This is a genomic window from Succinimonas sp., assembly GCF_045225735.1.
Classification (GTDB): Bacteria; Pseudomonadota; Gammaproteobacteria; order Enterobacterales; family Succinivibrionaceae; genus Succinimonas.
This window is the reverse complement of record NZ_JBGVBR010000311.1, coordinates 1-14,246: the sequence shown is the minus strand read 5'-3', so window position 1 is coordinate 14,246 and position 14,246 is coordinate 1. Positions and strand designations below refer to the sequence as shown.

General features: G+C 50.0%; 8 protein-coding genes. 7 read left to right on the top strand and 1 reads right to left on the bottom strand.

Features of this window, described 5'->3' with window-relative positions; all coding sequences use genetic code 11:
* Positions 1-473 precede the first annotated feature (473 nt).
* The 5 genes from pepN (at position 474) to ACJROR_RS11095 (ending at position 7,235) form a co-directional block, all read left to right on the top strand.
* Positions 474-3,128: an aminopeptidase N gene (gene pepN, locus ACJROR_RS11115; RefSeq protein ID WP_406547111.1), complete on the top strand. Its 2,655-nt coding sequence runs from the start codon at positions 474-476 to the stop codon at positions 3,126-3,128.
* Entirely contained in the window at positions 3,128-3,355 is a 228-nt protein-coding gene (locus tag ACJROR_RS11110; protein ID WP_406040019.1) for a DUF2835 family protein, read from the top strand. The genes pepN and ACJROR_RS11110 overlap by 1 nt, the downstream gene beginning before the upstream one ends.
* Positions 3,356-3,434: 79 nt before the next feature.
* Complete coding sequence (locus ACJROR_RS11105; protein ID WP_406040017.1) at positions 3,435-4,460, top strand: quinone-dependent dihydroorotate dehydrogenase; 1,026 nt, start codon at positions 3,435-3,437, stop codon at positions 4,458-4,460.
* A gap of 279 nt (positions 4,461-4,739) precedes the next feature.
* Positions 4,740-5,420, top strand: a complete 681-nt coding sequence (locus tag ACJROR_RS11100) for a hypothetical protein (RefSeq protein ID WP_406547110.1) — start codon at positions 4,740-4,742, stop codon at positions 5,418-5,420.
* Between the two features lie 1,203 nt (positions 5,421-6,623).
* Entirely contained in the window at positions 6,624-7,235 is a 612-nt protein-coding gene (locus ACJROR_RS11095; RefSeq protein ID WP_406547109.1) for a hypothetical protein, read from the top strand.
* Positions 7,236-9,506: 2,271 nt separating this feature from the next.
* Here ACJROR_RS11095 and ACJROR_RS11090 read toward each other — a convergent pair.
* Positions 9,507-10,100, bottom strand: a complete 594-nt coding sequence (locus tag ACJROR_RS11090) for a hypothetical protein (protein ID WP_406040011.1) — start codon at positions 10,098-10,100, stop codon at positions 9,507-9,509.
* Between the two features lie 830 nt (positions 10,101-10,930).
* Between ACJROR_RS11090 and ACJROR_RS11085 the strand changes: the two genes are divergently transcribed.
* Together ACJROR_RS11085 and ACJROR_RS11080 are read left to right on the top strand one after the other, a co-directional pair.
* Positions 10,931-13,843: an AAA family ATPase gene (locus ACJROR_RS11085; protein WP_406039208.1), complete on the top strand. Its 2,913-nt coding sequence runs from the start codon at positions 10,931-10,933 to the stop codon at positions 13,841-13,843.
* 77 nt (positions 13,844-13,920) lie between these two features.
* A partial coding sequence (locus ACJROR_RS11080; protein WP_406547108.1) for a hypothetical protein occupies positions 13,921-14,246 on the top strand: 326 nt, incomplete at its 3' end.

The window sequence follows — 14,246 nt, the reverse complement described above, 5'->3', positions numbered from 1 at the left end:
GAATAGTCTGATACTTGCTCAGGAGAAGGGGAAGATGCGGAGTCTTCCTCTTTTTTTGCGCCCGGGTTTTGCGGGAAACAGGTTCGGGAAGGACTGCGGGAAATAAGCGGAAGCCCCTGATCTTAACCGGGTTCCTGCGCTGTGGCCGGTACTGCCTTCGCAAGTTTTGAGCCTCAGCGGGGCTTTCTTTATCAGGAAGCTGGATACGCAAGAGGGGGCAAGGAGCTTCTGTGATGCCGTAAGCCCAGGGCTTAATTCCGCCGCGGGGGACTTAAAAATTGTTAAGTTATCTCTCCGATAGTTCTATGAGGCCGATGCTTCCTTTGCCGCCGGTTCTTTCTATTCCTTGCAAATGCTTTCAGAAAAAATCCCGGATTCTGTCTGAGGCGGTTATAATAGGGGCTGCAAATTCAGGCTGCCCCGGGCTTGTCCGGATCGGCAGTTTTATCTTTATTGTCAGGAGCTGGAAGTAAATGGCTGCACCCCGTCAGGAAAAGCGTCGTCTTGATTATAAATCTCCCCTGTTTACCATAACCGATGTTGATTTGAGCTTCAGCCTGGATCTGAAAAAGACTGTGGTGGTTCAGAAGAGCCAGGTTAAGAGACTGACTCCGGACATGACCCAGCCCCTGGTGCTGGATGGCGACAGCCTGAAGCTGCTTTCTGTTCGGGTAAACGGCCGGGAGACTTCCTTTGCCGAGACTGCGAAAACTCTGACTATCCCGGTTACCGAGCAGGAATTTCAGCTGGAGGTGGTAACTGAAATCGCTCCGGCTGACAATACCGAACTTATGGGACTTTATGTCTCAGACGGCAAGTTCTGCACCCAGAATGAACCCGAGGGCTTCCGGCGAATCACCTATTTTCTGGATCGCTCCGATGTGCTGGCCCGTTACACCGTCCGCATATCGGCTCCGGACGGACTTTATCCCTTTATGCTCAGTAACGGCAATCTGGTGTCCGATACGGTTTCCAATGGCGTGCGTACCGTAACCTGGCAGGATCCCTTCCCCAAGCCCAGCTATCTATTTGCTCTGGTGGCCGGAGACTTTGATGAACTGAAAAGAGAATTTGTAACCAGAAGCGGCAAGCAGGTGGCGGTGCGTCTCTATGTTGACAAGGGGATGGCAGCCTTTGGCGACACGGCCATTGATTCCGTGCTCCGGGCCATGAAGTGGGACGAGGAAAGATTCGGTCTGGAATACGACCTTAACAGATTCAATGTGGTTTCCGTGGACTTTTTCAATGCCGGCGCCATGGAAAACAAGAGCCTTAATATCTTTAACTCCAAGTATGTGCTGGTAGATCCGGTCAGCGCCACGGATACCGATTATGAAAACGTGCTTTCTGTTATCGGGCATGAATATTTTCATAACTGGACCGGAGATCGGGTAACCCTGCGAGACTGGTTCCAGCTGAGCCTCAAGGAAGGTCTTACGGTATTCCGGGATCAGGAGTTTTCCTCCGACCTGGGCACCCGGGCCATAGAGCGTCTCAAGGCCATCAAGGTGATCCGGGGCCCGCAGTTTGCCGAGGATTCCGGCCCCATGGCCCATCCGGTGCGTCCGGACTATGTGATGGAGATGAACAATTTCTACTCGGCCACCGTTTATGACAAGGGAGCTGAGGTCATCAGGATGATCCACACCATCCTGGGGGAAGAAAATTTTCAGAAGGGCATGAAGCTATATATCAGCAGGCATGACGGCAGCGCGGTAACCTGCGAGGATTTTGTGGCAGCCATGGAGGACGCTTCCGGCATCGATCTCCGGCAGTTCCGGAACTGGTACAGCCAGGCGGGGACTCCGGTGGTTACGGTCAGCATGAGCTATGATGAAAGCACGCAGCGCTGCGAGCTTACCGTGAAGCAGAAAACCCCGGCAACTCCGAGACAGCCGGAGAAGAAGCCCTTCGTGATCCCGGTGAAGATGTCTCTTTATGACAGCAAGGGGTGTGAGATCCCGCTGGTGAGAGACGGCAAGCCGGTTCCGGCCGTGCAGATCGCCGCTGAGGAATGCCAGACCTGGGTTTTTGAGAATGTTCCCGAGCGGCCGGTGCCGGCTCTTCTGGAAAATTTCAGCGCTCCGGTGAAGCTGGAATATCATTACACCGAAGAGGATCTCCGCATTCTTCTTATGCACGCCAAAGATCCGGTTTCCCGCTACGATGCCGTGCAAAGTCTGGTAAATAACTACTTTTTCCGGAATGCGGAGAATTTTGAGAGAAAGCAGCCCTTTACGGAGCCCGCCGCTCTTATTGAGGCCTGCCGTTATATTCTGAACAGCGACATGGACAGGAGACTGGCCGCTTATATCATGACGCTGCCGCCGATAAACTCCATTATCGAGAATTTCACCGTGGTGAATCTGGATGCGGTGTTTGCGGTATACCATCATCTCCGGGATCGGCTGGCAGAAGCGCTTAAGGATGAGATCTCAAGTTTCTACCGGAAATCCCTGACTGAATACGAGGAACGGGTGCAGATTCCCGGCTCCTACGCGGTTACTCCGGAGCAGATGGGCGAAAGGGCTCTTTCCGAGTATCTTCTGGATCTCCATGCCAGATCCCTGATTCTGGCCGGAGATGAGGCCGGCGCTTCTCAGGCTGTTCTTCATCACTATCAGATCGCTGACAACATGACAGACACACTGACAGCTATGAGGGCTGCCGCGCGTTATGGTCTTTCCTGTGAAGCTGAGATTCTCAGGGATTTCGAGGAGAAGTGGTCTCATAATCCGTTGGTATTTGACAATCTGTTCCGGGCGGTGGCTATGGCTCCCAGACCGGATACTCTTGCCAGAGTCCGGGAGCTTATGAAGCATCGCTGCTTCGACATTCAGAATCCGAACCGGGTGCGCGCTCTTATCGGGGCCTTTGCCTCCGGTAATCCGGAATGCTTCCATGTTTCTGGCGGGAGCGGCTATGATTTTCTGACGGAGATCGTGCTCAGGCTTGATAAGACCAACGGCCATGTGGCGGCCCGCATTCTTACTCCGATGCTGGCTCTGAAGCGTTTTGATCGCAAACGCTGTGATATGATAAGAGGGCGCTTTGAGAGAATTCTTAAGGAACCTAAGCTTTCGGATTCCGTATTTGAACTGGTCGATAAATCACTGAGGAATCTCTGATGGCGAATAATATTCTTACCTTCAGCGTATCTCTGAGCGCCGAGGAGGTGCTGGCGATGTACCGCGGGGATATCAGGAGGGTGATGGTGATCACCGATAACGGACTCCGTGTTGATATCAATGCGCAGCACTTTATGAATTTCACTACGAGACAGGGGATTCACGGTCGGTTCAGGATTGTTCTGGACAGTAACAACAAACTGGTGCGGATGGAAAAGATCGGTTGAATTTCGGATACCGGGTTGGGAGCGGCCGGTTTTGCGGGCGCGTCAGGATCTGGTTTTGATTCAGGAACGGGAGACAGAAATGTTTTATGGATTGTACGAGGGACTGGTAAGACCCTGCCTTTTTCAGCTGAATGCCGAAACGGCCCATAACGTCACCATGAAGATGATGCACGTTATGGGGCAGTATTCTCTCCTGACCGGCATGATCCGGCAGACGGTGGCAAACCGTCCCCGGAAGGTCATGGGGATCGAATTCCCCAATCCGGTAGGGCTGGCAGCGGGCCTGGACAAGGACGGCGTGGCTCTGGACGCTCTGGGAGCTCTGGGGTTCGGTTTTGTGGAAATCGGCACCGTCACTCCCAAGCCGCAGCCCGGCAATCCGGCTCCCCGTCTTTTCAGGGTGATCCCGGCGGAGGGCATTATAAACCGCATGGGCTTCAACAATCTCGGCGTGGACAATTTGGTGGGCAATGTCCGGGCCAGCCGGTATGAAGGCGTTTTGGGCATTAATATAGGAAAGAACAAAACCACTCCGCTGGAAAAGGCCGAGGATGACTACCTGTACTGTCTGGAAAAGGTTTATCAGTGCGCTTCCTATGTTACGGTGAACATTTCATCTCCCAACACCCCGAATCTCCGGACGCTGCAGCATGGCTCGGCTCTGGAAAGCCTGATCTCCGCCCTTAAGAAGAAGCAGGCTGAGCTCAAGAACAAGTTCGGCCGCTATGTTCCTCTGGCGGTTAAACTGGCTCCGGAGCTGGATGATGCCGAAATTGCCGAGGTATGCGGGATATTCAAGAAGTACGGCGTGGATGGCGTGATTGCCACCAATACCACCCTGGATCGGGAAATCATCAGGGATATGCCTCATGTCACCGAGGCCGGCGGTCTCAGCGGAAAGCCTCTCTTTAAGAAGAGCACTGAAAAACTGAAGAAGATTCGCGAGGAGCTTAAGGGCGAGATCCCGATTATCGGAGTCGGCGGCATTGATTCCCCGCTGGCAGCCCGGGAAAAGATGGCCGCCGGAGCGGATCTGATTCAGATCTACACATCCTTTATCTACAAGGGCCCGAAGATCATAAAGGATATCGTGGAAAACATCTGACATCGAAGTACCATCAGGGAACTCCCGCAGCGTCTCCGAACAATCCGGAATTCGTTGCGGGAGTTTTTTTGTACCGGCCGCAAGACTGGCTGCCGGGGGCAGGGCTCAAGGAGGATAATCTGCGAAGGTAGGTTTTACGGAGAGAGTTGAGAAAGGGGGCTCCGGACTGTTTGCCGTGAGGATCACAATTGTTTTCGGAAAAAACGGGTTTTAGTGGTCAAAAAAAAACAACCGTAAACTGAAAACAGAGCAATTGCGGGTAAGAAAGGAGATTTTGAGATGCCTTGGTTATCAGACTGCTACCAAAATGAAATCGAGATCACAGGAAAGCTTTTTTTTCGGGATCAGAACGGAGTAATCTATGAATCTCCTGATAACAAGGGAGTCATTACCGATGACGGTCTCCACGTTACTTTTCCGAGGGTTTTAGTCAGATCTGATGCGACCATTCGTGATTATGATTATGAGGCCGTGATTAATGATTTAGCAGGAGCCTCCGCCGGTAATATAGGCTTTGTGCTGGATCGTCTTCTGGACAGGGATACTCTGATGTCATCAGAGGATGCTGCGAAAATTATTCGCAATGTGCCGGCAGATAAAGATAGTATCGCAAAACTGTACAGCGTGTTCCGTATGCTTTCTGACGTGGTTTCCTGGTTTGGGGAGGCTCTTTCGATGCTTATGGATCTTGAGGATGAAGGCGATGCGGCAACGCTGGCAGCTATGAAATTTAAAAGACTGGCGGGATCTAAGCAGATCAAGCCAGGTGAAAATCTGAGCAGATTTTTGCAGGGGGTGTTCAAGCCGGTGGAAATGGTTGGAGGCATCCAGACTCCGGCTCCGAAATTTGATGTTTACCCTGAAAAAGATGAAAGAGATGTCATCACGGTCACCAAAGAGCAACTGCTAAAGTTCGCCACCTTCTGGGTTATCCTTTCTGAAAAGCTGTCTGGGGTGTGAACAACACAAGAAGATAAGCAAGATACCGAGATCTCCCGAACGAGTTTCCGTTTTTTGCTGTCATGCCTGTTACCTTAATGAAGCCGGTAAAGACCTCTTGCCGGCTTTTTCAATTATGTTCTGTTCATCCTAATTCCCTTCAGTTATCCAGGTACCGAGATGCTGCTCCGGAAGATCTTTTTGTTAAACTCACCTGATGTATGCCAAAAAGATGGGGTGCTCCATAGCATTGTCTGAGACAGGGCAAATGTGGAGATGCCGCCAGTGTGCTTTTTCTCAGGAGAGTGCAGGTTTTGAGAAATGCTGGCATGCGGTATGAGAGTGAGGGGAAGCCGCAGTGTTGTCTGGAAATGCGGTTCCGCAAAAAATGCCCGAGATAATCCTTAAGTTCTTCCGGAGAACCGGAACCTGAATTTCCACTATACTGGTTTCAGCTTGAGAGCTTAGTTTCGCTGGTGGAAAGCAGGGTACTGATGGAGCACCCGCCACCTTGCCGTCATCCGCTGCCATCCTCTGTTCCGGAAAAGAGCTCTCATCCGCTCACTCATTTTCGGTGAGATTAAGTCAAGGCTAAAAAACGGCAGGGACTTCACCGTCAAAATCGGATCAGAACCAGCCCCGCGATTCTGTAATTTTTTATCCGGAGATCCCGAGGTCATTCTCGCAAACCGCCGCCAGGAGGAGGTGAAAAAGTCCTGAAAGGGGGCCGGAATCCCGAAAATCACAAAAAGTCAAAAACAAGATTTTGTATGTAATTAAATGAAATTGATGAAAAGAATGCTGCTGTTTACATGATAAACCTCGGAAAGGGGAGAGCCTGATTTCCCGGATGAGAGCCAGTCCCCGAAAAAATATCTCAAACACAACCTGAAAGGGGGCCTCTAAAAGTGACAGGTGACTTTCATAATCACAGGCTAAGTGTGATCTCTGGCAAAGGGGGCGGTAAAGGGCGGTGATTAATGCCTGAGCCCGAAAAACGCGTACAGTTTTGATATGTGAGGGCGGTTTTGGGGAAAAATGAAATCAAAATGCTGCAAAAGCGGTTAAAAAACGCTCACTTTGAAAACGGTATCCTGAAAAATCGTGAAGTAAATTGGATTTTAACCTGAGTTTTATATTTTCGTTTTGAATTATGCCGGAGAAGCACTTAAAATTGTAAACAACAAAGATGTTAAAGATGTTGCTGTAGAAATCCTGTAGTTTATGAATAAGCTTATTTCCCCTAATGAGTGGTACTGGCATTTTAACAACGCTAAGAACCGTCTGTATGTAACTGTTAAGACCGCAAGTGGTGTTATGTGGGAGGGTGCTCTCCCCTTGGGAAAGGACTTATTGATACCGGAAGTTTTACACGGTGTGCACAGCTTTACCAGAGAGGATATCGAGGACTACGTCAATTTTATGTATCGACTCGCAGACTTCTCCTTCAAGTCTGACGAAAAGTCCTATCTGGCTCTTAATGCTACTGCTTTAAGGCGTTATGGCACCCCCACGGCTAACTTGGATCAGTGCTTTACATCTTTGGTGCCGGAAGCTGAAGCCCAGACTCCTGAAATCGGGGAAGTGGTCATTATGTACCCCGGTTACTCCAGCGGCAAAGGCGAAAACGGCAGGAATTTTCAGGTCATTGGTGTAGATAAGAAGACCAACGATTGTCTTTGTATGCTGATTGGCAGGGAGTTTTGCATCAAGCCAGGGGTACAGATGAACCGCGGCGCTTGTGTGAAGGTGTCTCCTACCAAGGTGGCAACAATAGGCTACATTAGAAGACATTCAGGACGTCTTAATAACAGCAATAGAAAAGTAGCTCAATAACAGGTTTTTAAACTCTCAATATAGCTTAGGCTAGTCGTTTTGTCCTCTGCAGCTGTTTGTTTTCTCCTGCAGAGGCTTTTTTTGCCCGTATTCCCTCTTCCTGCTCCCTTAGAACTCCCACTTAACACATCTTCCTTATGCCACGGCTTCGCCGCTTTACGAGGCTATTCGCGCTGTTAAATGGTACTAAGCCCATCTCCCGTTCTCTCCCCTGGAATCAGTTTAAGCCTGCCCCCTCTCTTCTGTTCTGACGTGTGTTTGGCACGGCTGGCGTGGCAATATGCTTCTTTGTTTTAAAAGAAAAATAAAGAGGCTCATTGTGTTCTCCCCCCTGAAGAGGAGGAAGAGCTAGTATCAAAGGCTTCAAAGAGAAGGTAAGACCAAGGTGAAATAAACCCAGGAGGGCGGCCGGTATTGGGCTCAGGAGGGCTTAGCAATTTGGATACTCCGCTAACAGGGCAGGCTGGAAGAGCCTCATAGCAGAGTACAGATGGGGAGGGAGAGGGTGTAATAATTACAGTAAAATCCCAGGGAGTGTAATAGGGCGAAATGCCGGTAATAATGGCCTTTTGTAATTACTGAATTACATTTACAGTGTAAATTACAATATGTTTACACATTACAAAACCAGAAGCCGGCATACTCCCCTGCCCTGGCTGAACACCCTCCTGCAGGGGTAAGGTTCGGAATTTTGCATTAATAGAAATAGCTTACATTAATCCCGGGAATCAGTGTCGCAGTATTTATTTTCGAGATGGTGATTTCCGCTGAGAATTAATGCCGTGCTGAGAAGGAGTAAAAGTTTGGATATGAAATTATGCCCGGAATAATCAACCTGAAAGAAAAATGACAAATTATATAAATGTATTCTGCTTCATGATTTTTGAGCAGGATTTATTTGATTAAATAATTGATTTATTCTGAGAGCAGAGTCCTGATTAATGGACTTTGGTGTCTGCAAACCCTTGTTATACAAGGGTTTATGAGCATGAAATAAAATTACATCCAAGAAGCCGCTACTCATTAATCATCCTGAACAACCCCAAAATAGGCAAAATTAATCTTTATGAAAGTTTACTACATTTTGACCAAGACCAAGACAATTTCCGCCATGTAGCTTTCTTTCATAACTTAAATCCCTCTCCCTCTTCCGGAAGACTCCAAAGCCCGCTTCGATTACATGCGTTACATTTCTTCCGGGCTCCGGCATCGGAAAAGGACTTAGAAAACGCCCCAAAATCGTATTTATGAGCGAACTCAGGCATTAATCACCAGAGATGCCCAAAAAGCCCTTCAGAAGGCTTCTCCCCGTACCCATACCCATGGATGACACGATAATCGCTTGAGAGGGCTCTATGAAGCTCCGGGAGCTCCGGAAATCAAGGCGGCAGGCTTCCGTATTTTCTGAGGGGCAGTCTGCCATGATGATGCCTGTCTGTATGTATCCTTACCTTGAGGGAAGCTGGCAGCCTTATCTCCCCGGGATTCTTTTCTCAGCCCCTGAGGAGGAGCTCCTTTTCCGCCAAACCAGCTTCTCCTGAAAGCATGACCTTACTCCTTGGATATGTTCCATGAAGTATGAACATTACCCATGGTCTCACTCTGCTAAAGAAGTGGAAACTCTCCGCAGGATGGAGGCATCTCGCAGATGACGAGGACACCGGAATGCGCTGGCAGGAATTATCCAGGAGCGAGATACCTTTCCCGGGCTTCAGCTGTTTCTGATTTTGATGATGGATTGCCGCCAGGGCCAACTGGTAATCACTCTCCAGAAACCGCAAATGCTCCGCCTGACGCCATCCTGCTGCGGTCATTCCGAGTCTCGTAATGGTCTTCCGGAAGAGGCGCTTAGAACAGCATCCGGCCCTTATGGCATAAAAGTTTTTTGGAAATTGGCAGGGGAGGGGAGAGGGGCGGGGAAATAAGCGGATAAACAGGGCGTTTCGGGGTTAAATTTGAGGCTCTGGACAGAGGGCAAGCTGGAAATTCCGGCACAGGGAACGTCCCGCCGAAAGGCGTGGAGAGCTTTCAGAGGTAAAGACAAAAAGCAGTGCTTAGGCACGGTCAGAAACCGGAGCGGATCAGAGAGAGGGAAAAGGGAGAAAGGTGAAGAAAAAACAGAGAAAACTGGGCAGAAAAAGCATCTCGCAAGACTGCCGGGTGAGGGCGGGGCGGCCTTTCTTTGCCTGCTTTCCTAGGATCTCTTAAAGCCCGCATTTCTGCGAGCTTATAAGACCACTATGGAAAGCAAGTAAGAACAACCTCAGCCAACTAGGCTACCCTGTACGCCTCGGAGATGCTCGACACGTTTCCCGAGTCTGCCTCATCCTCAGCAACCAGAGCGCGGATCCAGTTTTCGAGCATGGAATCCTCGTTGCCGGTCTGCTTGTCGATTACAATGTAGTGAATCTGGAAGGAATCAGACTTGAAACCGTTCTTGTCGTTAAAGTAACTGATGGAATGGAACTTGTTAGCCTTAACATCCATGTCAGTGATAACGAAAATCAGGTAGCGGCGAATGCCGTCATTAACCTGAGCGTGCTGACGGAAGAGCTTGTAGCTGAAGAAGCTCATATCATGCCAGAAGGACAGGTAGGAAACGCCTTCGTTGATAAGGATAACTTCAGCAGGCTTGCCCTCGATTCTGCAGTTGAATACAACGCCGTTGATGTTGTCGTATCCTTCGGCAGCGCCGGCAGCGATGCGGCTAGACGCAAGATCGCCAACCTGAACGTCAGAAAAAGTATTGGCCTTGCTTTCAGGCAGGTCATTAATTACTGACTCAACAAAATTCTGTGATGCAGCCTCACTCTCAATGAGCTTACCCAGTACGTCTAGGTTTAATTTATATAATTTGGAAGCCATATGTATCTCCTTCTCTTACTGCTTGCCAATTTATGGTTTACACTCAGCGCGCAATCAGTGGTCATTTTTCTTGCGTGCTACCATGCAGGTACGCATCCGTTCGTACACATTCTCATTTTCCCCAATCCTGAGATCTATTGCAAATTTATCCATGATCTTTTTTCGTTATCTGTGAAAACGTTCACAAAATCGTTTTTAACAATATTTTAACAACCCCGCGGCCCTTATGATATAAAGGCTTAAGCCATAACGATCATTAAGGGGTTTTTCGGGGCTCTGTCAGGTTAATTTTTTGTATAAATTATTAATATCCTGCCATTAATCACAAATTTGCCCTAGGTTCATTAATCTTAATTAATGACCTTGATCCCCTTCAAATTATAGGGGCGGAATCACTGCAAATCCTTTATTTAAAAGGGTTGATAAGGTTTTTAAAATCAATGTTCATTATTGTGAGAAATGTCACAATAATGATGATTACCAATTTTTGAAAACGTTTGCGTCTGACGGCATCTGCCGCGCTTTTCCGCGATGGGACGGTTTTGATTTTTTTGCAGGCCGCGCCGGATTTTTCAGCGGAGATCGCCCTTTCGGTTCCTTGCATTTTTCAGGCCTTGTCCCGCTATCCCAGGAGCTCTTGTCAGGATAGCTGGCAATCCCTGAGTCCATTTAACGGCCTTAAAACGCATAAAACTGTGTTGCTTCTAGCATTAGACACTGAAGATGCTCCTATTAATAGAGATAATTATGCTATCATTGCACAGCATTTCTGAAAGCCCTTCCAACGGGCTTTCCTTTTTATTTATCGTTTTCTTTCGGAGAGGTTTCCTATGAGCAATTCAGGACTGAGAACAGTGGTTGGCATAATCGAAGACAAGCTGTTCAGCACCAACAACGGCAACAGATGTTCTTACGTGGATGTGGGCTTTGAGAGATTTCCCGATGAAAAGAATCCCAAGCTGGGCGTCTACAAGAAGATCAACATGGGGCCGGATTTCTTCAGTCAGTACACCAAGGTGTTTCTGACTTCCGATGCGGACAATGTCCTGAAAAAATACGGCGGCATGCTGGTAGAGATGGCGGTGGGAGAATCCCCGGACAAGACAAAGCAATGTGAATACACCGTAGACAGCAAAAACATTCATGACATTCCCTCGGGAGAGATCATAGAGATAATCGAGGCCCGGGTGCCCGACATGTCCGAACCTGCGGTGACCAGCGATGTCAGACCTACAACCCCACTGGTAATGCTGGAGTCCACCGTTTATGAAATCAACAGCAGCGATTTCTTTTTCATGAACGATAACAGCCGTCATGTCTACCTTTCCCTGGACGCGGCCCGGGAGTCTCTCTGGCAGAAGTATGCCGATGCCGGGATGGCGCTTCCTCCAGAAACCGGTGATTTGGCGCTTTCCGATGATGAGGAGGAGAACATTGTCGGCGAGTTTATCGAACGCGTGCACCAGGGGCTTGATGATTACCTTGACTACCTCGATGAGGTGGGGCTTGAGCATGATTTTAACGAGGAGCGCCTCCGGGAGGTGGTTGCCCACCGGTTAAACCAGGAAAATCAGAATAACGATGTCTTCGTGGATATGGTTGCCGACAGCGTGCGCTCCGCTCAGCGGAGATGGGCCGAGGAAAAGAGCAAGTATGACAAGATTCAGAAGAAAAAGGATCCTGACAGCACCGATGTCGACTTCCGGGACTATGTCAAAAAGATTCGCTCCAAAAAGGTTCTGGTGGGCCCCTTTGTAGTTAAGAACATCACCCAGGGAGAGGGACTGGATTCCTTCTGCTTTACCATTTCGGTACCGGATCGCGGCCCTTTCAAGACCAAGGATGAGTGCAATGCCATCACGAGACGCATTGATCTCACCACCGTGGAGGAGTATATCGTGCCCTTCAGCTTTGGCGGCCGGGAACGCCGCTATGTGGTGCAGATGAAAAACTGGCAGATGAGCGGCGAAAAGCTGGACGTCATTGCCGAGAAGCAGCTCATTGACAAATTCTGCTTCTCTGTCCTGTCTCAGGGATTCTCCGGTCTCAAGCCCCAGACCATGTCGCTGTTCCGGAACAACCTTATGGGCAGCCGTTACCTGAAGGATAATCACGATCGCGCGCTCCGGGCTCTGGACATTATCGCCTCCGCCGCGGAATACGATTCCCAGCGGCAGAAGCTGTTTTCCGAATTTTCCAAGGACAAGGCATTTTCCGAATACATCAGCAACTATGTTTCCGGCCACATAGAGTCCATCCTGGCCCAGTATGCCAAGTCTAAGCTCAAGGAAATCAACCAGAATACCGAAAAGCAGAAGGCCGAGCTGGAAAAGCTGGAAAGCCAGGTCAATGCCAAGAAGGCCGAGCTTTCCAAGCTGAACAAGAATTATGAGAAGCTCTCGGATCCGGAGTATCTGAATCAGCTTAAAAAGCAGGCCGCCGCTCCTACGGAGGATTATGCCAATCTCAGCACCCGTTACCGGGAACTCAGAAAGCAGCACGAAACCCTGGAAAAGGAAGTGGGCAGCCTCAGCAAGACCCGGGACAGCATCAAATCCGACCTCACCTCGGATCTCCGGGATCTGGACGCCCGCTACCTGGAGATGCACTCCATGCTCAAGGCCTTCACCTCCCAGCCGAAATCCGCCGGCAAGGGACTCAAGTTTGATTCTCCGGAGGTTTCCCAGCTCAATCTGGACAACATTTCCAAGTGCCGGAACCGTTACATCGAGGATCTCCTGCGGAGTCTCAAGAGCATGGATCGCCCCATCGACAAGGAAAAGCTCATTTCCATGGTGATCACCATTGCCCAGAATCAGTTTACGGTGCTGGCAGGACTCCCGGGATCCGGCAAAACCTCCTTTGTGAAATGCATGGGCAAGGCCCTGAATCTGGGCAGCCGGCTTCATACCATTCCCGTGGCCCGCGGCTGGACGTCCCAGCGGGATATTCTGGGTTACTGGAATTCTCTGGCCGGCACCTTTCAGCCGGCACCCACCGGTCTCTGGGAGCTGATGACCACCCTGGACAGCGAAAGGGATCCCACTAAGGTCACCCCGGCCTTCCTGCTTCTCGACGAAATGAATCTTTCCTCCCCGGAGCATTACTTTTCATCATTCCTGGATCTGGCAGACGGGGAATCCGAGCGCCGCATCTTTACCGGCGTTCCGGAGCGGAGCTTTCTTAACGTGCCGGAATACTTCCACTTTATCGGCACGGTAAACAGCGATGACACCGTTAATATCATGTCTCCCCGCATGCTGGATCGTTCGGCGGTGATTCTTTTTGATGAAAAGCCCAGTCAGGGCGCGGATCTGAGAAAGACCTCCGTTTCCCTGGAGCCCATGAAGACCTACAGCGCTGAGAACTGGCTGACTCTGTTCCGGCCGTCCTCCGTGGTTGACAATCTGTTTTATCAGGCTTTAAACAGCATTGAAGAGACCCTGTACGATCCCAATCATGAGCTGGGACAGCGGGTGGTGATTTCCTACCGCAAGCACCAGCAGATCCTGAACTTCCTGTCTGTGGCCAAGGATATGATGGAGCCGTACCGGGCCATGGATTATGCCGTGAAGCAGTTTGTGCTCCCGATGATCGCCGGCATGGGCGAAGGCTTTCTGAAGCGGCTGGAAAATCTGGGCCGGGTGTTCGAGGCCAACAGCCTGACTGATTCCCAGCATCTTCTGGAGGACATGATTGCCGTGGGCAATGATCACATGAACAGCTATCAGTTCCTGGGGTAATGAGCTGTCCGCCGGCGGCAAGGCCGGCTTATGACAGATGATAACGAGTTAAAACAGATAATTTTTCGTGAAACCCTATGATTGATGCTGATATTTATGTGGCGCCGCGCTCTCTGTACAGCCGGGAGGTGCTGACAGGAGAAGATGTTGCCTGCTTCTCCCTGCTCAGAGACGGGGAACCGGTGAGTTATTCCGGCAGCGCTGACGGCATACTGCAGATCCCCGATGACTACTATATATTCATTGAATGCCGCCTGAAAATGCCCCTGGAAGGGCACTCCGTCAGCGTATCGGTGCATTTCAATGACGAGACCTACTATTTTGCCCGGGCCGGTTCCCTGGAGGACGGCACCGTGATCTGGGAACCGGTGTGGGGCAGCACTGCCAAGCACCGGGGCCGCCC